The sequence below is a fragment of the Chlorogloea sp. CCALA 695 genome, from assembly GCF_003003885.1.
Classification (GTDB): Bacteria; Cyanobacteriota; Cyanobacteriia; order Cyanobacteriales; family Chroococcidiopsidaceae; genus Aliterella.
On record NZ_PVWN01000051.1, the window covers coordinates 1 to 19,447 of the forward strand.

At 40.7% G+C, this 19,447-nt stretch carries 15 protein-coding genes and 1 pseudogene; 12 read left to right on the forward strand and 4 right to left on the reverse strand.

Translation table 11 applies throughout. The features are described from left to right. Window positions 1-328: 328 nt before the first annotated feature. Window positions 329-1,681, forward strand: a pseudogene (glmM, locus tag C7B70_RS19435) (phosphoglucosamine mutase); the annotation flags it as partial. Between the two features lie 41 nt (window positions 1,682-1,722). On the opposite strand, the gene C7B70_RS19440 reads toward glmM, so the two are convergent. Beyond that, window positions 1,723-3,075: a hypothetical protein gene (locus C7B70_RS19440; protein WP_106370656.1), complete on the reverse strand. Its 1,353-nt coding sequence runs from the start codon at window positions 3,073-3,075 to the stop codon at window positions 1,723-1,725. 539 nt (window positions 3,076-3,614) lie between these two features. Between C7B70_RS19440 and sfsA the strand changes: the two genes are divergently transcribed. Continuing rightward, window positions 3,615-4,358: a DNA/RNA nuclease SfsA gene (gene sfsA / locus C7B70_RS19445; protein ID WP_106370657.1), complete on the forward strand. Its 744-nt coding sequence runs from the start codon at window positions 3,615-3,617 to the stop codon at window positions 4,356-4,358. Window positions 4,359-4,364: 6 nt separating this feature from the next. Here sfsA and C7B70_RS19450 read toward each other — a convergent pair whose 3' ends face one another. Further along, window positions 4,365-7,016 (reverse strand): EAL domain-containing protein, encoded by a 2,652-nt coding sequence (locus tag C7B70_RS19450; RefSeq protein WP_158260530.1) that lies wholly within the window; start codon window positions 7,014-7,016, stop codon window positions 4,365-4,367. 749 nt (window positions 7,017-7,765) lie between these two features. Between C7B70_RS19450 and C7B70_RS19455 the strand changes: the two genes are divergently transcribed. The 3 genes from C7B70_RS19455 to C7B70_RS19465 are packed head-to-tail and all read left to right on the forward strand — an operon-like array spanning window position 7,766 to window position 10,768. Then, on the forward strand, window positions 7,766-9,088 hold the full coding sequence (locus C7B70_RS19455) for a 3-isopropylmalate dehydratase large subunit (protein ID WP_106370659.1): 1,323 nt from the start codon (window positions 7,766-7,768) through the stop codon (window positions 9,086-9,088). A gap of 31 nt (window positions 9,089-9,119) precedes the next feature. Then, entirely contained in the window at window positions 9,120-10,259 is a 1,140-nt protein-coding gene (locus C7B70_RS19460) for a hypothetical protein (RefSeq protein WP_146134100.1), read from the forward strand. Between the two features lie 14 nt (window positions 10,260-10,273). After that, the gene (locus C7B70_RS19465) at window positions 10,274-10,768 is read left to right on the forward strand and encodes a gluconokinase (RefSeq protein ID WP_106370661.1); all 495 of its coding nucleotides are present in this window, start codon (window positions 10,274-10,276) and stop codon (window positions 10,766-10,768) included. Here the strand turns inward: C7B70_RS19465 and C7B70_RS19470 are convergent. Beyond that, window positions 10,748-11,203 carry a cupin domain-containing protein gene (locus C7B70_RS19470; RefSeq protein ID WP_106370662.1) on the reverse strand — a complete coding sequence of 152 codons (456 nt, stop codon included), beginning with the start codon at window positions 11,201-11,203 and terminating at the stop codon, window positions 10,748-10,750. The genes C7B70_RS19465 and C7B70_RS19470 overlap by 21 nt on opposite strands. 112 nt (window positions 11,204-11,315) lie before the next feature. Next, entirely contained in the window at window positions 11,316-12,902 is a 1,587-nt protein-coding gene (locus C7B70_RS19475) for a glucose-6-phosphate isomerase (protein WP_106370663.1), read from the reverse strand. 217 nt (window positions 12,903-13,119) lie between these two features. On the opposite strand from C7B70_RS19475, the gene C7B70_RS19480 reads away from it, so the two are divergent. The 7 genes from C7B70_RS19480 (at window position 13,120) to C7B70_RS19510 (ending at window position 19,426) form a co-directional block, all read left to right on the forward strand. Further along, complete coding sequence (locus C7B70_RS19480; protein WP_106370664.1) at window positions 13,120-14,238, forward strand: branched-chain amino acid ABC transporter permease; 1,119 nt, start codon at window positions 13,120-13,122, stop codon at window positions 14,236-14,238. Further along, on the forward strand, window positions 14,228-15,013 hold the full coding sequence (locus tag C7B70_RS19485; RefSeq protein WP_106370665.1) for an ABC transporter ATP-binding protein: 786 nt from the start codon (window positions 14,228-14,230) through the stop codon (window positions 15,011-15,013). Before C7B70_RS19480 ends, C7B70_RS19485 begins: the two co-directional genes overlap by 11 nt. 123 nt (window positions 15,014-15,136) lie before the next feature. Then, on the forward strand, window positions 15,137-17,092 hold the full coding sequence (locus C7B70_RS19490) for a HEAT repeat domain-containing protein (RefSeq protein WP_106370666.1): 1,956 nt from the start codon (window positions 15,137-15,139) through the stop codon (window positions 17,090-17,092). Between the two features lie 177 nt (window positions 17,093-17,269). Further along, window positions 17,270-17,533 (forward strand): 30S ribosomal protein S16, encoded by a 264-nt coding sequence (rpsP, locus tag C7B70_RS19495; protein WP_106370667.1) that lies wholly within the window; start codon window positions 17,270-17,272, stop codon window positions 17,531-17,533. A gap of 10 nt (window positions 17,534-17,543) precedes the next feature. After that, window positions 17,544-17,963, forward strand: coding sequence for a KH domain-containing protein (locus tag C7B70_RS19500; RefSeq protein ID WP_106370668.1), 420 nt, complete (start codon window positions 17,544-17,546; stop codon window positions 17,961-17,963). Between the two features lie 98 nt (window positions 17,964-18,061). Continuing rightward, complete coding sequence (locus tag C7B70_RS19505; RefSeq protein ID WP_106370669.1) at window positions 18,062-19,015, forward strand: PhoH family protein; 954 nt, start codon at window positions 18,062-18,064, stop codon at window positions 19,013-19,015. Between the two features lie 3 nt (window positions 19,016-19,018). Then, window positions 19,019-19,426, forward strand: coding sequence for a ChuX/HutX family heme-like substrate-binding protein (locus C7B70_RS19510; protein ID WP_106370670.1), 408 nt, complete (start codon window positions 19,019-19,021; stop codon window positions 19,424-19,426). The last annotated feature ends 21 nt before the right edge of the window (window positions 19,427-19,447 follow it).

Below are 19,447 nucleotides of genomic sequence, written 5' to 3' on the forward strand. Positions count from 1 at the left end.
CTTGGTAGTCTTGGCTGGGTTAGTTATGTACGGACTGTTTACCGTGATTCACTAACCAACGAATCGCACTCGTAGTCGATCTAGGCACTGCTTATCTTCCCTTAGCTACTTGGCAAAAATCCTCATCACCATGACGATGAACATAATTAAGGAAAAATCAACAATAATTTTTCCTTAATTAACATAAGGTGTTATCCTCTACCCTTATGGTGTGTTGTGTGTGGAGTAAATAAATATGGTCGCGTCTCCCGTAGAAATCCAAAGTACGATTTCCCAAACATTAATTCGGGATTTTGATTTTTTTGCAGGGAATAAACCTAGCTTAGTCCTTCCTAAATCTCCCTTATTTGGTACTGATGGCATCCGGGGACGAGTGGGAGATATATTAGATGATTATTTAGCATTGCAAATAGGTTTTTGGGCAGGGCTAGTATTGCAACGCGCCGCTAAACCCGGTGTGGCAATTGTTGGACAAGATTCGCGCCACTCTAGCGACAGTCTGGCTGCTTCAGTAACAGCAGGTTTAATAGCTTCTGGCTTAGAGGTTTGGAACTTAGGCTTAGTCCCAACTCCTTGTGTTGCTTATCTTACAGGTATTAGCGATGCGATTGGCGGAGTAATGATCTCGGCAAGTCATAATCCCCCCGAAGATAATGGCATTAAGTTTTTTGGCGCTGGTGGGACGAAGTTAACCGAAGCTTTGCAAGACCAAATCGAAGCAGGGGTTCGGGGGCAAGGTATATTACCCATTAATAAAGCAACTAAAGGGCAGCAGTATAATCGCCCAGAATTGATTAGAGATTATTTAGAAAGTATCAAAAAACCATTTAGCATCAATCTTCAGGGAATGCGAATTGTTTTGGATTTGGCTTGGGGTGCGGCAGTAGGTATCGCCCCAACAGTATTTAAAGAAATGGGAGCAGACGTAATTTGCTTGCATGACAGAGCCGATGGAAATCGGATTAATGTTGATTGCGGCTCTACGCATCTAGCTCCGGTGCAAGCGGCGGTTTTACAATACAATGCTGACTTGGGTTTAGCCTTTGATGGCGATGCCGATCGCGTTTTAGCAGTAGACGATCGCGGTAATCCGATTAATGGCGATTATATCCTTTATTTGTGGGGTAAAAGCTTGCAAGCGGCACAACAATTACCCCAAAACTTAATTGTTTCTACCGTGATGGCTAACCTTGGCTTTGAACGAGCTTGGGAAACAGCAGGGGGCAAATTACTTCGTACCAGTGTAGGCGATCGCTACGTCCAAGCCCAAATGCAAACGACGGGGGCAATGCTAGGGGGCGAGCAATCAGGACATATCCTTTGCCCCCATTACGGCGTTACGGGTGATGGCATTTCTACAGGCTTGCATTTAGCAGCTTTAGTTAAGCAGTCTGGTACGAGCCTATCTCAACTAGCTGCTCAAAGTTTTACGACCTATCCGCAGTTGTTAATCAATGTCCGTGTAGAAAATCGAGAGTTACGGATGAATTGGAGCAATTGCGAAGTCTTGCAAAGCACCATTGCTAAAGCTGAAACAGCAATGGGAAATCAAGGGCGCATTTTAGTTCGAGCTTCCGGTACAGAACCTGTAATTCGGGTGATGGTAGAAGCCGCCGACGCAAATTTAACTCAGCATTGGGCAGAGCAGTTAGTCATCGCCGTACAAAAATACATCGCCTGAATTAGCATTGAGGCACACAAGTCTTGTGTGCCTCACTACCATTAGCTTTTTGCTAGTTCTATTACTACTGGGCGATCACTAACATTTATATCGAGGGTTTTTGGATAGGTTTGCTGGGATGTCCAGTTAGGCGAATTGTTTGGGATGTAGATCGTTGCTTTGGCGATCGCGGTATTTAGGGTTAAGCTCACTTTTTGGCTAGACACGTTAATTGGCTGCTTGGTTTCGACATTAAAGCTAGAAACTTCTTTCCACAAGATCAAATAAAATTTTCCATTTCGTTTCTGTAATAAGGTGTGATGGATATTGGCGGTATTACCTCCCATAAAGTAATCTAAAGATCCGGGGGTGAATGTAGAACCTGGATCTTTTACTAAGCCAATTAAATTTTTCACAGCTACAAAGGCGGGCTTTTCTGAACCGTCATCACGCAGTAAACCAAAGTTTTTATACAAGGAATTAGGATCGGAATAAACGTTGATTAGCTCGTAAATAAAAGTCCGGCGAACACCGAAATTAAAATGTTCCAGTAATAGACGAGGCGTATACTTCCCAGCAACATCTTCTGGTACGCCTTTATGCCCATCTTTTGTATTTACAACGCTGTGATAGCCTGACTCTGTAGTGATAAGTGGCTTAGAAACGCTGGCTTTTTTAGCAATTCTCATGTTCCAATCTAGGCTGCCGTAGTTGTCAGTTCCCCAGCCACCATTTCCCGGATTTCGCCCAGAAAAGTAGTTGTTCATAGTGCCGTAGTCTATATAAGCACTCAAATCGCCAATATTACTATAAGCTTCTGCCTTTGTAAGCGACGGCCCGTATACTCTGACATTCTGCGTAACCGAGTCTCCATTAACGGCTGCATACAATTGCCGTTGGTAATTACGCAAATTATTAACCCAGTTGCCATCGCCACTTAAATTATACTCATTTGGACCTTGTACGGCGTTTACTACTTTTGTACCAAGTTCCTTAATTAAATTTACTGCCCCTTGGGGGGTAATGTCACGCGGATCGCAAATTAAAGTGGAGCGAATACCCAAAGTTTCTAGTTCTTTTAGCCTACCCAAGTAGCCATTGAGATTACGCGTTGCACCATCCCGAATATGGCGCACTCCCAATTGCTGCAATTTAGGTTTGATTAACGAATCGTATTTTTTGTAATAAACCGATGTACCGTAATATAAATGAGTATTGACCCCAATAGAATCTACAAATTCATCAGCACTACGAGCAGTTTCTGGTACTGCTTGTGCCGATTTCATTGTGGTAATTAATAATAGCAGGTTCAACCCTAATCCCATCAAGGTTTTAGTAGAGTCAATAAACTTTTTGCCCTTAAAACCTAAAAATAACAGCGTCAATTTATCGCGCGGTTGTTGGTTTTCAATCATTCTCTGCACCCATCTAAAGTTTGAAATTAAACTTTACCTTAAAGTCCAGAAAATTTCTATAACTTTACACTAGACGCTAAATGTGCTTGATAAACTTACGCAGAAGAAGTTAGGTAAAAAAAATATTTTCAATAAAAACATAAGCGTTTTCTAGTTATAAAGGCAACAAGTTATTTAACCTACTAGCTTTATTTACTCAAACCTAGATAGGTGTTAACTTTGTGCTAACCAAAGACTAATAAATCGGTAAATAAAATTAACCTATTTTCTTAAAACGTAGTTTAAATCACAATGTTTTAGCTGATTATTTTAAAATATTTGGTAAAAAAAAGTTGGTAATTTTCTTTAGAAATAAATGTGAAAATCTAACGTAAACATTAATTTAATGTTAAGGCGGACACAGGCACATTATTTTGAGCAAAAATAATCGGCTTATTTTTGCACTAAAAGTTTGATTGCTGTAGGGATATTGGCGATCGCCTAGCCCAGAAAAAGATAAAATGTAGAAAAATTATTAAATCCCCTAGAGGGATTGACAAATGGACGATTGGCTATACAAGTATCCGCCGCTTTATCCAGGAATTTTACTTAAAAGGTACAAGCGATTTTTTGCAGACATTGAGCTAAATACAGGAGAAATAATTACTGCCCATTGCCCAAATACTGGCTCAATGAGTGGAATTAGTACCCCCGGTAGCGCCGTGCAAGTATCTTACAGCAACAATTTTAAGCGCAAGCTACTTTATACGTGGGAGATGATTCAAGTATTTGACAACCAGCCAACCTGGGTAGGAGTCAATACCATGATGCCCAATCGCATTATTAAATTAGCACTAGAAAAATATCTGTTTCCCGAATTAGGCAACTACCAGCAGATTCGATTTGAGGTTGCTTACGGACAAGACAAGAAAAGTAGAGTAGATTTTGTATTGAGTAGCGATCACCCAATCTATATAGAAGTTAAAAGTACCACTTGGGCGCAGAAACAACTAGCCTTATTTCCTGATACCGAAACTACACGCGGACAAAAGCACCTGAGAGAGCTTACGGCTTTGCTACCTCAAGCACGGGCAGTTATGTTGTATTTCATCAATCGCGGCGACTGTACCCAATTTGCCCCCGGAGATAGCGCTGATCCAATCTATGGTAAGTTGCTTAGAAGTGCGAATTCCCTGGGTTTAGAAATTTTGCCCTGTCGATTTGAAATTTCACCTGAAGGTATACGTTATCTGGGTTTAGCTCAGGTTCATGACTTACTTTTGCTCAAATCAGAGACAACATAAAACAACTTAGTTATTTGTCATGTACTTAAGATTACTCGATTTATCAGAGACGGAACTTAGTATTAATCCCTGACGGTGTAGTTGTGGAATTACTAGGGGGCAAGGTATGGCAATGTCATAGCCTTGAGCATAATCTACTCCTAACTCGCAGATTTTTTTGAAGATAGGAGCATTTTCTACAAAAGTAGCGATCGTTTTAAACCCCATAGCATGACTAACTTGATTGATTGCCTCAGTCATTGCCAAATTCTTTGGATCGGTGAGAATGTCTTTAATCAGACCACCATTAATTTTTAGATAATCTACAGGCAATTTTTTAAGACGGTCAAAAGACGACATCCCCGTACCAAAATCATCTAAAGCAAAAGAACAACCAAGTTGTTTAAATTCATCAATGAACGCTACAACTTTAGCCAAGTTAGCAATAGCTACAATCTCAGTAATTTCAAAACAAAGTACCTGCGGCGGAATCTGATGTATTTTTATTTGCTGATGTAAAAAGTCAATAAAGTATTCGTCATTAATACTTGCACCTGAAAGATTAATTGCGTATAAACAGAAACCGCCAACGTTTTGATACTGTGCATAAGTTTCTCGATAGTACTGTCCTTGAGTAGCAAACAGAGTCTTAATTACCCAGCGATCAATTAATTGCATTAAATTGTAGCGTTCTGCCGCCGGAATAAATTCCATTGGCGGAATTATCTTGTCGGATTCATCCCGTAGCCTTAACAATACTTCGTAGTATTCCCAAGAACGCAGGGTTTGAGGGTTTGTAGGTGTTATTGATTGGTAATAAAGACAAAAACGATCTTCTTCTATAGCTTTGTTTATCTGCTTTATCCATTGCATATCATTATGCTGTGCTATGTTGCAATCGCTTAATTGGGAAATATAAACGCGATCGCGTCCTTGATTTTTAGCAGTATAGCAAGCGCTATCAGCAGCGCTTAAAGTATTGATTAGGCTTGGGCTATCGCCATTTACGGCGACTACACCAATGCTGACACCAATTTTGAAGATTTTGTCCTCCCACACAAATTGAAACGCTCGGATGCTCGCTATTAATGCATTGGCAACAATTAAAGCATGATCTGAAGTACATTGATTGAGTATCAAGCCAAACTCATCTCCACCCAAACGAGCTACAATGTCCACCGTACGTATTTGACTCTGCAATAATGCTGTAACTTGGCGCAGCAGTTCATCTCCGGCTATATGACCGCAAGTATCGTTAATAATCTTAAATTTATCTAAGTCTAAATAACACAATGAATGTTGAACGTTACTAACTTTGGCACTATTCAAAGCTTGTTCTAAATGCTGTTCAAATTTTCTTCTATTAACGAGTCCAGTTAAAGAATCGTGGTTAGCCTGCCAAGCTAAACGCTGTTCGCTTTCTCGTAAAGCTGCCTCCGCTTGTTTGCGATTAGTAATATCTCTAACTACATGGCAAAAAACCTGTTTTCCAGCATAAGAAATTAAGTTAACATTTACTTCAACATCAACAAAATAACCGTTGCGAGAGCGATATTGCTTTTCACAAGTGAAATGTTCGGCTTTTGCTGAGATGTAATGTAAGTATTGCTTATGACCTTCGCTATTTTCTACAAGTATATCGTTAAGAGTTAAGCCTAGGATCTCTTTAAGAGTGTAGCCTAGTAATTTTTCAAAGGCAGTATTTACTTCTAAAAAATGTTTAGTTTCTGCATCCACCAAAAATATACTTTCTGAGGCTTGGCTGACAACAATGCGATAGCGTGCTTCGCTTTCTTTGCGCTTTACTTTAAAAGTAATTAGTTGTTGCAACAATAACTGAGCAGCGCTGCTAAATATTATTCCTATAACTGTTAGAAATATCATTAGGTAGCTTAAGTTTTTTTTGCCTTGCAAATAAAGCTCTCTGTCCTTTTCTACACGCACCAATAAAGCTGGTTTACCATAAATATCTTTTAGCCAAGTATACCCAGCAACTTTTTGGTCGTTGAGATTTCTTACTACAATCGAGTTTTTATCTGATAAAGCTAAACGTGCCTCCTCAAAATCTGGCGGCATTTGCTTTTCATTAATTGAGTGTACGTCTACTGATTCGGTTAAAGATTCACTGTCAGATATTCGCTTGACAATTTCTGCTGTTTGTATATAACGCCCAAGTATAAGACCTCCACGGATTGCTCCTTCACCTTGGTTGTTTAATAATGGTAATGAGCTAATCAGCATTGTTCCTTCAGGTAAAGTTACAATACCTGATACACTTTTGCCAGTATTTGGATACTGTACAAGGATGTTTTCTGGATAAATTTGTTTTGCTAATACGCTAGGAATTGGTAATGTTTTCTGAGATGTGTTGTCCCATTCTTTAGCAAAAATGTTTCTCCCACTTTTATTAAAGATGACAGCTAAATCAAATCTTCTATTCGGGAATAATTCTTGCTTTAAATCTTCTGTACTATCAGCTTCTTGATAATTTTGGATAAAATGGTAAGTGGTGTCCCACTCAGACCATCCAATATTTACGTAAGAAAGATCGTCCGCAATTTTGTTATGCTCTTGCAAAACTTCGTTAACGCTTTGATGAACGTTTCGTTCCTCAGCAAGTTTGATATTGGATAATAGTAAGGATGAAGCAATTAAATATACAAAGCTTAGTAAGGTCACTAGATTTGCACTAATTAATAGCCAGGTATTTCCTCGTAACTTTTCTAGCGATGTTCTTTTAGCTATAGCGTTAAAAAATGTTATTAAAAAATTGGAACTAAGCACTTTCATAATTACATTTTTGCTTTAATTAAATCAATTAAGTTTATTCTTAGACGTTTTAAATGTTTAATATAAACTTGCAGCTTTTTAGAGAAAATTACTTTAAATGAAGAACATAGCTCTAATATAGTTCACCGACTAAAACACCATGTAGGTAGAAAATACTGAACTTAATGTAAAATTATCAACAGATTTTATGAAGCTAACTTTATCGAATCAAAATATAAAAATATCAACAGAGTTTGTGAAGCTAACTTTATCAAATCAAATTAGATAGTTGGCTAAATAATGAAAAAAATCGGTATAGACACAGGAAAAAGTTCCCCATGTCGTCAAGAAAAAAAGCAAACATTTTTTGCTGGCAACTTGCAGTAAATTAGATTTCAAATATTAGGCACTAGATAAAAGTTTGCCAGGATAGTCAAAAACTAAGTACAGAAACCCTTAAAAAGCTTCGGCGGAGTTTGAGTTAAAGAAAAGTAGCGATGATCGCAAATTTAAAAGCAAGCAACTATAGCGGTGGCAACGTCAGCCACCTAAAATAAATTGATAGAATAACATCTTGTCAAGTTTGCCAGTATGGAAATGGGTTGTATAGAAGCTACAGCCAAAAAATATAGATTCTACAAAGAGGAACTTTGAACGTTATGGGCATGACCTTAACTGAGAAAATTCTGGCTAAAGCCTCAAGTCAAGCAGTGGTAGAGCCGGGACAAAATATTTGGGTAAATGTTGACCTATTAATGACTCACGATGTTTGCGGCCCCGGTACTATTGGAGTATTTAAGCGCGAATTTGGGGCAGAGGCTAAAGTCTGGGACAGCGAGAAAATAGTTTTAATTCCCGACCATTATATTTTTACTACAGACGTTCGTGCTAATCGCAACGTTGATATATTACGCGACTTTGCCCGCGAACAAGACATCAAATACTTTTACGATATTACCGATCGCGCTGACTTTAAAGCCAACCCAGATTATAAAGGTGTTTGTCATATAGCCTTAGCTCAAGAAGGTCATACTCGTCCTGGGGAAGTTTTATTTGGTACAGATTCTCATACTTGTAATGCTGGCGCTTTTGGTCAATTTGCCACCGGAATTGGCAATACCGATGCCGGGTTTATTATGGGTACAGGCAAACTCCTAATCAAAGTACCATCTACTATGCAATTTGTACTAAATGGAACCTTGCCTGATTATCTATTGGCAAAAGACCTAATTTTACAGATTATTGGTGATATTGGCGTTGCTGGGGCAACTTACAGAACAATGGAATTTGCTGGGGAAACTGTGCAGAATCTAACTATGGAAGAACGCATGACCCTATGTAATATGGCAATTGAGGCTGGGGGGAAAAATGGGACAATCGCCGCCGATGAAACTACTTATGATTATTTGCGATCGCGTACCAACAAACCTTACGAGTCATTTTATAGCGATCGCGATGCTAAATTCTATAGTAGCCACTCTTACGATGTCTCCCAATTAGAGCCTGTAGTTGCCAAACCCCACTCCCCCGATAACCGAGCTTTGGCGCGGGAATGCTCTGATGTCAAAATCGACCGAGTTTATATTGGTTCGTGTACAGGTGGCAAAACAACGGACTTTATAAATGCAGCACAGATTCTTAAAGGTCAAAAAGTCAAAGTACCAACTTACTTAGTCCCCGCTACTCAGAAAGTGTATGAAGACTTATTTACTCAAAAGCACGAAGGACAAACCCTGTCGGAGATTTTTATCGAAGCGGGTTGTATTGAACCTGCTGCGCCTTCCTGTGCGGCGTGTCTTGGCGGGCCTAAAGATACCTTTGGACGCATGAATAGCGCCGAGGTTTGTGTATCTACCACTAATCGCAACTTTCCCGGTCGCATGGGTGAAAAAACTGCCCAAATTTATCTAGCTTCACCTTACACCGCCGCCGCCTCAGCGCTTACAGGCTATGTAACCGATCCGCGAGAATTTTTAGGTTAAATCTACCTTCAGAGGGAAGACAAAAAAAGTTTTGAGAATTTGTCTTCCCTCCGATAGTTGGATAGCGATCGCAAATCGACTTAGTTTAAAACCCAAGGAAATGTTTAGAGACGCATCTATGAATTTACAAAACTTAACTTACACCATCAGTAACCTTGGCCCACGTCAAAAAATGGCTGCTTTGGCGGGAATTGTGGGAGCAAGTGCGGTAATTAGTACAATTGCGCTCTCGCAACGCCAACCTAGTAGTACTACTGTCAATCGTCCTATTCCGAATACCTCTAGTACCCTAAATACAACTACTTCACCCAATACCCTAGATAATCTTGATACCACTCAAGCACCGAGTGTTGTCGCTTCCCCCGGTACTGATACCAGTAGATTCAATACTAGAACAGAATATATTCCTGAAAACAACTTAAAGCCAGGTAATAGCAGTGTTGCACCAGATACTAATTTAAGTTTAGGCAGGGGCAGAGAGGGAAATAATAACTCAAATTTGGCTAATCCTAATCCAGTTAATCCTACTATTCCTAACCTCAGCCCTATAACGCCGGGACGAGTATTTGTTCCTAATACTCCAAGTCAAAGTATGACTTCTAGTAGCCCAATACCTAGAGCTAGTTCTCCGATTCAAGATGTTAGCCCCGGGGCGGCTACGACGGCTGTTAGTCCGACAATTTCTCAAGACAGTCTTATTCCTACAACTCCTGCTGTTAACCCCGCAATTTCTCAAGACAGTCTTGTTCCTACAACTCCTGCTGATAGTCCGCTTCCTAGTAGCACCGAAAGCACTCCAACCTTTGACAGCAGAACGGGAACTTATACAACTACTCCTAGAGCAACTAGCAATTCTAGTAGTTCTGTAAATAGCCCTGGGTCAAGTTTTGCTAATCCTAATGGTTCTGTAAATAGCCCTGGGTCAAGTTTTGCTAATCCTAGTGGTTCTACATCGACTGGGAGGAATAGTTCAGATTTTTACTCAAACCCCAATTTTAGTCGTTCTAATGGGGGTTCTAGTAATGCCAATCCCAGTAACCCAATTTATGGTAGCTCGAACGGAACCAGTAACAGCAATCCTATTTACAGCAGTCCAAATGCCAATACAAACTCTAATTCAATTTATGGTAGTCCTAACGGGGGCAGTACCTCCAACACTGTACCGAATTAATTTGATGCAAGTTCATGATTGTTGTTGTAATGGGAGTTTCGGGTTCGGGCAAATCTACCATTGGTAAATTGCTGGCAGCATCGTTAAAGTGGGAATTTAGCGATGCTGATAATTTTCACTCGTTAGCTAATATTGAAAAAATGAGCCAAGGTATCCCCCTAAATGATGCGGATAGAATGCCTTGGCTAGAAAAATTACAAAGTGCGATCGCCCAATGGCTATTAGCAGATAAAAATGTAGTATTAGCTTGTTCTGCTCTCAAATCGTCTTACAGACAAATGTTGTGGCAAGACGCAGAACAAATGCGCTTAGTTTACATCAAAGGCTCCTTTGAGCTACTGCTAAAACGGCTACAACAGCGTCAAAATCATTTTATGACACTACACTTGCTAGAAAGCCAATTTGATACCTTAGAGGAGCCAAAAAACGCCCTTACCGTAGATGCAAGCCAGCTTGAATCGGTGATTGTACAACAAATTATAGCGAGTTTAGATGACGCAAGTACCTAGACTTGGTTGTCGATCTAGTTGGGCTAAAGTAGCGCGGACAATGGCTAAATTGTAAGGTATTAGTGGCTTACGCGGGATATAATCTCGCGCGTTTGGCTCACCATGACGCAGCACCGCATTAACAACTACACAAGGCTCAAGATCGAGGTTTATTGCCCCATGCAACACTCCTGGCGGGATAATTGCGACTACAGGAGTGCGATCGCTCAAAACTACATACTCGTAACACCGATTAATCAAAGTTACTAATACAAAGCGACCTTTAACTACTAATAATTGGTCTGTCTGCGCCTTATGTACGAATAAATCCTCAATAGTGTGGGGCGGAATTTGTACCAAAATAGTTTGGTCGCTATTCTGGGGAGTATAAAAGTCAGTCATACCCCCCTTGGTAGAAGTCAACGCCCGAATTTCAATCCCCCTAGCTGAACTCATACCCGCCTCCAATTTGATTGAGTAGATACTTCAATCTAAGACGGTAAAAATTAAAAATATGTTGCCAAAGCAACAATAGTTAACCAATGTATGATAAAGCAAAAAAAATGTATCAAAGAGCAGATATTTGTAAACTGCCCGGTTCTCCCAAATTACCCTGCAAAACAATATTGCGTTGATTGGTATGGAGATGGCGCAAGATTTTGTAAATTATTTCAATTTGATCCTTTTCGCCAGCTTTTTCGGCAAGTTCAACCAAAGATAGGGGCGTTTTTTCTTGTTCGATTACTTGACAAATTTTTCTTTGCAAGTCCAAAACTGCCGCCGCCGCTTTTTTTCCTGCTTCTACACCGGGTTGATGATAAGCGTTGACATTAATCAAAAAGCCGTAAAGCCCTACCGCACGTTCGTAGAGAGCAATTAAAGCGCCCACCATGCGAGGATTTAGTTGAGAAATAGTTACAGTGATTGAATCTCGTTGATTTTCGTATAGCGCCAGTCGTGTTCCTTGCAACAAGCCCGACAAATAATCGCCAGAGGTAACGCCCGGTTCTACTTCTGGGGATGTACCGATGCGATCTTCTAATACTTCTACAAAGGTCATAAAAAAGTTCGCAACACCTTCGCGCAACTGTTGAACGTAGGCGTGTTGGTCGGTAGAACCTTTATTGCCATAAACCGCAATCCCCTGATTGACAATTTGATTATCTAAATCTTTTTGTTTACCCAAAGATTCCATCACTAACTGCTGCAAATAGCGACTAAATAGCAGCAAGCTATCTTTGTAAGGCAACACAACCATATCTTTTTCACCCCGTCCGTTGCCAGAAAAATACCAAGCCAAAGCAAGCAAGGCGGCGGGATTGGTTTTAATGTCGGGAATCCGGGTAAGAATATCCATTTCTTTCGCCCCGGCAATCATAGCGCGGATATCAATGCCTTGCAAAGCTGCCGGAAGTAAGCCCACTGCTGATAATTCGGAAGTTCGCCCCCCTACCCAATCGTACATGGGGAAAGTTGCTAACCAGTTTTCGGACTTTGCCAAATTATCTAAATTGCTGCCGTCGCTGGTAATTGCGATCGCATATTTACTAAAGTCTAAGTTGTGACCAGCGTAAAACTTTTTGACTTCAATCATGCCGTTACGAGGTTCGGGGGTTCCTCCAGACTTGGAAATGACTAGCACCAAGGTACTCGCTAGGCGATTTCTCAACCGCGTGAGAATGCGATCTATACCTGCGGGATCGGTATTATCGATAAAATGAATTGCTAAAGGAGGGAAATCGGGGGCTAAAGCTTCGGCGACAAATTGGGGGCCAAGAGCAGATCCGCCAATCCCAATCGAGATAATATCGGTAAAATGAGCAGCTTGGGGCGGGTGAATAGTGCCATTTAAGATATTTTTAGTAAAAGCCTCAATCTTATCTACGGTTTGAATCGCATTAAGCTTAATTTCCGGGTCAGGGGCTAAATCTGGATTTCGTAGCCAGTAGTGTCCAACCATGCGGTTTTCGTCAGGGTTAGCAATTCCACCTTTTTCCAAATCTGCCATAGCTGCAAAGGCTTTGTCAAACTTCGGTTGCAACGTTTCTACAAAAGCATCATCAAACCTCATCCGACTGACATCTAGGTAAAATCCCAGCCCCTCATCGTAATAAAGCCAGTTTTGATAGCGTTGCCAAAGTGCCGCAGCATCCATAAAAGTTCTCAACTTCTGATGTTCTTACACCACATAATATATTGAAGCGGAGGAAGATGCGTTACTAAGCATCAGGTAGAAAAAATATCAATAGTTTAAAACCGTTGCAGAAGCTACTAACCAATCCTCCCACTACGGTACAATCTAATCGCTTTGCGTAGCATGACAACAGCTTTATTGTTGGCAAGGCGCGGTTATACTTTTCAAGCTTGGTGCAATGGTAGGGTATTTAGTTTTTTTGACCATATCGACAGCGATTTTTGCTTTATTTAGCCTAGGTCTAAATTTGCAGTGGGGTTTTACAGGACTAATTAATTTTGGTCACGTCGCGTTTATGACTGTGGGGGCGTACACTACAGTTTTACTAAGTTTGTATGGCGTACCGCTAATTATCTCAGCTTTAATTGGCAGCTTACTAGCCGCATTCTTGGGGCTATTAATTGGGCTATCAACGTTACGATTGCGAGAAGATTATTTAGGAATTGTGACTATTGGCGTATCGGAGTTAGTTAGAATATTTGTCAACAATCAACAATTACCTACACCTAATGGCTTAGTTGATGGAGTCCAAGGGCTGCAAAGTTATCCGCTACCATTAACAAATCTTGTTCCCAATCCCTTATTTAAGTTGGCAACTGTGGGGCTATTAACAGGAGTTGCGCTTTTATGTTTGTGGCGAATGTGGGCTTGGGTTAAAGCACCGCAAACCAAAAAAAATTCTCGCTATTCCTTTGCTGTGCGCGTCATCTTAGGAATTGTAGCTGTAGCGTTTATTATCACAATTTACCTTACCGGGCTAACGGCGCTTTCTGATTACAGTAGGTATGAAAAATCTGGGCTAATGGTGACAGTGTTAGTTGTATTAACAATGGTATTTTGGCTATTAGAATTATTGGTACGAAGTCCTTGGGGTCGAGTGCTTAAATCTATTCGCGAAGATGAGCAAGTACCCAGAGCATTAGGTAAAAATGTATTTTGGTATAAGTTGCAGGCTTTTATGTTAGGAGGTGCGATCGCTGGAATTGCGGGAGCGTTTTTTGCATGGCAACTAACCACTATTTATCCTAACAGTTTTGAGCCGATAACTACCTTCAATGCTTGGATTATAGTGATTTTGGGCGGTGCTAGTAATAATGCAGGTACATTACTCGGTGCAATCGTTTTCTTTACCTACGAAGAACTAACCCGAAATGTTTTACCCCAAATTATTCCCTTAGATGAAGCTCGTTTAGCGGCTTTCCGCATTATGGTAATTGGGTTTTTATTAATGGTAATGATGATTTGGCGACCTCAAGGTCTTTTAGGTAAAAAGGAGGAACTAACTCTTGGCAAATAACGATTTTAACAACAAAATACCTCCTTTACTGACAGCTACAGGCATTGCTAAAAGCTTTGGTGGAATTAAAGCCGTAAACAACGCAGACATAGAAGTAAATAAAGGTAGTATTACTGGATTAATTGGCCCCAATGGCGCGGGGAAAACTACTTTTTTCAATTTACTTTCTAATTTTATTCGTCCTGATCGCGGGACGGTAGTTTTTGATGGGGAACAAATCCAGCAATTGCAAACCTATCAAATTGCTCAACAAGGTATGGTGCGAACGTTTCAAGTTGCCCGTACTCTTTCCCGACTGTCGGTAATGGAAAATATGCTATTAGCAGCCCAAAAACAGACAGGGGAAAACTTTTGGCAAGTTTGGCTACAACGTAAGCTTGTAGCTACCGAAGAAAGAGAATTGAGAGATCGGGCGATCGCCTTGTTAGAATGTGTCGGACTTGCACACATGGCAAACGAATACGCGGGGGCGCTCTCCGGGGGACAGCGCAAACTCTTAGAGATGGCACGGGCATTAATGACAAATCCTAAGCTAATTCTCTTAGACGAACCCGCAGCCGGGGTAAATCCGACGCTAATTAATCAAATCTGCGATCGCATTAAATTATGGAACTCCGAAGGCATGACTTTTTTAATTATCGAACACAACATGGATGTAATTATGTCGTTGTGCGATCGCGTTTGGGTACTAGCAGAAGGTCAAAATCTAGCTGTAGGAACCCCCGCAGAGATTCAAACCAATTCCCAAGTATTAGAAGCATATTTAGGTCAATAACATCATTTTGTAGAGACGTTCCAGTGGAACGTCTTTAATTTTTCAGGTAAAATCGATTACCATAGATTCTAGGTAATATTTTTGATGTCCCTTTCGTCCCAGATTTTAAATGGGTAGGAGGAAATGAATGATTGGTACTATTTCTTTAACCACGTTGACGATAATTTAGCAACTAGCGCTTACCGCATCTTTGAGGAGCAATCCAAAACCGAGATTTTTGATTGGTTTAGGCGAGAAGATGTAGGGAAAGACCAAAAAGAAGACTTTATTCAGGCTTTAGTAGAATTTAAAGACGATGGCGGCGATTTTTACCATTATCGCGCCTATTTACTGGCCGCCGAAGCACTTAACTATTTTAAAGATTGTTCTAGAGGAGATGCGATCGCATTACAAATCCTTAAATGGAGCTATGCCTATTTTCGCCAAGATAAGCAAGATTGGCAAATAGTGCCTCAGCCCTTAGTTGAAGCTGCTAGATTAACGGTGGAAACCACCGACAGACAAAGAGTAATTGCTGCTTTTGTGCATATAATTCATACTACGCAAAGCCGAAGTATTCTCCGCGTTGCAGCAGAAAAACTAGGAAAACTAGATCCAGGGAATAAAAGTGCGATCGCAGCTTTAGTTTTGCTACTTGAAGTTACACCAAATGATTTCAACCTCTGGAATATAACTCATAGTTTGATGAAGATAGATCCAGACAATCCAGCAGTAATTTCTACTTTAGTTAAGTTAATTGCAGCTAATACAGATGGATGGTCTAATTTATATCGTCGTCACTGGCACACAATTGAATATACTGTTGAAACTTTAGCAAAAGTTGGTATGGGCAACAAAATAGCAATTAATGCTCTAGTTCAGTTGACACAGACAACAACGGATACAAACTATATTATATATGCTGTCAAAAACTTAGGAGTAATTGCTACAGGAAACGAAATAGCAATTAATGCCCTCATTGGGCTAATGCAAACAACAGAAAATAAATATATATGTTTGTATGTTGTTATCAGTTTAGGAGAAATTGCCCTAGGTAGTCAACCCGCGATCGCTGCTTTTACAGAGTTTTTGCAGATAAATCAAGGCGATCACATTTGTTTCAATGCAGCCAAAGCTTTGTGGCAAATTAATGAGGGAAGCGTAAATACGATCGCTACTTTAGTCCAAATAATTGCAAATACTGCTGATAGGTTTACTCTAAGCAAGGCTGCTGATTATTTACTGGAAATCGAGCCAAAAAATGTGGATGCGATTTCCGCTCTAACTGAAAGAATGAAAACCGCAGATAAGTACGTTTGTTGTGAAGCTGCTGCTAGTTTGTTGAAATTCAATCCTTGTAACGAACTTGCGATCGCTTTTCTATTACAAATACTTCAAAATGAAGATTATCTTAGTTACCGCTTGCAAGCAGCAGATAGTTTACTGCGTATAAATCCTAGTAATCAAATTGCCTTAGATACCCTGTTCGATCTAGTGCAATATTTAGGTCAATCTTCATCTGATCCAGAATATTTAAAATATATTGCTTGGGATGCAACTCGAAGTTTACGAAAAGCCGATCCTAGCAATCAACTGGCGATCGCTGCATTGGTAAATCTGCTCAACACTACTGAAAATCATTTTTACTTGAACATAGCTGTTAGAGATTTGGTAGACTTTGCTGCGGGGAACAAAGATGCGATCGCAGTTTTAACTAAACTAATCTGTTCCACTGAAGATAATTACCTCTTACTTAAAGTGGCTCATAGTTTAGGCAGAATTGATCTAGGTAATCAAAAAGCTCTCTTTACCTTGATTAACTTCATTCAAAAATTTAATGAACGGGATGAAACAGAGCTTTATAGTGCAGACGATGGGCGATCGCGTCGTGATTCTCAGCTATTAGATGCAGCCGATAAGTTACAGAAAATTTTGTCTATTAACCAAATGCCGCAAGTAGTTGTAGCCTTAAAAGATTATCTCAGCAAATCTAATCGGGATAGTTCTTATCGCTACGAGGCTTGTTATCAGGTAATTTGGCATTGCGCCCAAAATATGACTTATGCCGATTTCCTAGAAGCTTGGCATAAATCGCCCTAGTTGAAAGCCTATGCAGGTGGGTTTTGCACCTCTAAACCTGCTTGTTTGCTTTATTAGTGCGATCGCTTTACTGACTTCTATTCTGCTTGGCAATTTCCAAAAATCTTGATAAATACGACACAATAGTGATAAAATAAGAAGTTCACTAAATGAATTTAGCAAAATTAACCCCTAAACATGGTCAAACTGCGATTAAAGCGCTTTGGAAAAAAACGCGAAGCAAGTTACCGGATAGTAGCAATGAATAGCCGCGATCGCCGCGATGGTCGTCCGTTAGAAGAATTAGGCTTTTATAATCCCCGCACCGATGAAGTAAAACTAGACGTTCCGGGAATTATCCGCAGACTCTCTCAAGGCGCTCAACCATCAGAAACCGTGCGTAGTATCTTACGCAAAGCTAATGTCTTTGAACAAATCAGTGCTACAACCGCGAAACCCTAATTCAACAAAAATGCCCGATTATCCTGGCTTAGTGCGCTTTCTCATTGAGCCATTTTTAGAATCAGCCAATTCTCTAAGTATTGATTGCGAAACCTCCGAAAATGCCGCTAGAGTCTGGATTCGCATCGCTTTTGAAGGAGAAGACAAAGGGCGGGTCTTTGGTCGTGGCGGTCGCAATATTCAAGTAATTAAGACCGTAGTAGCGGCGGCGGCAACTTGTGCTGGACATTCTGCCTATTTAGATGTGTATGGTAGCCAATCTAACTCTTTCGAGGAAGACCAAGGAGAGCGCGAAGCTCCTACAAGAGCTAGAGAACCAGGGCGGGGAGAAGATTCCCAACGGTTCGGCGAACCCCAGACTGTACGCGAAAATCTCCCCAAACCCTCAATTAAGCTTCGTCCTCGCTTAAATTTAGATGGTGATAGTTAATTAGCGGTTGGCTCAAAAAATGCAAAATTTATGAGCTAACCGTTGAACATTTTTAGGCTCAGTAGCAAGTACAATCTTTTCGTATAGTAAAAATATTTATGGCAGAAGCATCGAGGATTCAACTGCCGAGCGTTGAAAGTGCGATCGCCTTATCAGGAGAACGCGAAGAAAATCTCAAAGTAATCGCCCGACAAACGGGAGCGTTGCTGGTACTGCACGGGCAAGAATTGTATATTTCGGGAACCGAGCAGCAAGTTGAATTGAGTCAAAAATTGGTGCGGAGTCTGGAATACTTATGGATTAAAGGTAAAAGTATTTCCCAAGCAGATATAACCACAGCTAGGCAAGCTTTAGATACCGAACGCCAAGACGAATTACAAGATTTGCAGCGCGATATTGTGGCAAAAACCCGCAAGGGTGAAGAAATCCGTGCTAAAACTTTTCGTCAAAGGCAATATATCCGCGCTCTTACTCATAACGATTTAATTTTTTGCGCTGGGCCTGCGGGTACGGGTAAAACTTTTTTAGCGGTAGTTGTTGCCGTTAAAGCACTTCTAGCCAACCAGTACGAACGGATAATTTTAACTCGTCCGGCGGTAGAGGCGGGAGAAAAACTCGGCTTTTTGCCTGGAGATTTGCAACAAAAAGTTAATCCCTATCTACGTCCGCTTTACGATGCGATTAATGAATTTATCGATCCTGAAAAAGTCCCAAGTTTGATGGAACGTGGCGTAATTGAGGTTGCACCCTTAGCTTATATGCGCGGGCGGACTTTAAATAAAGCTTTTGTGATTGTAGATGAAGCCCAAAATACGACACCTTCGCAGATGAAAATGGTGTTGACTCGTTTGGGTTATCGTTCAAGAATGGTGATCACCGGAGATATGACGCAGACGGATTTACCTTTAAATCAACAGTCAGGATTAGCAGTGTCTTTAAAAATCTTGCAAAATGTTGAAGGGATTGCTTTTTGTGAGTTTTCTCAAAAAGATGTTGTCCGCCATCCTTTAGTCCAAAAAATTGTCGCCGCTTACGAACAGTACGAACAATAAATTATGAGTGCTACTTTAAAAGAATTTTTGGAACAGTGCGAAAGTCTCTCAACTTTGCGGCTAATTGTCACTAGCAGCGCGGCGGTGTTGGAGGCGCGGGGGAAAATTCAGAAGCTTTTTTATGCCGAATTGCCCAAGGGGAAGTATGCAAATATGCACACTGAGGGTTTTGAATTTCATTTGAATATGGACGAGATTACACAGGTGAAGTTTGAGACGGGAGAAGCAAAGCGCGGGAATTTTACTACCTACGCGATTCGACTATTGGATAAGGAAGGAAAATCGGCGCTAAGTCTGTTTTTGCAATGGGGGAAGCCGGGGGAGTATGAAAGCGGTCAGGTTGAGGCTTGGCAAGCTCTTAAAGCGCAGTATGGAGAGGTTTGGGAACCGGAACCTGTAGGGGAATTATAAAGCGAGGCGTAGAGGTAATTG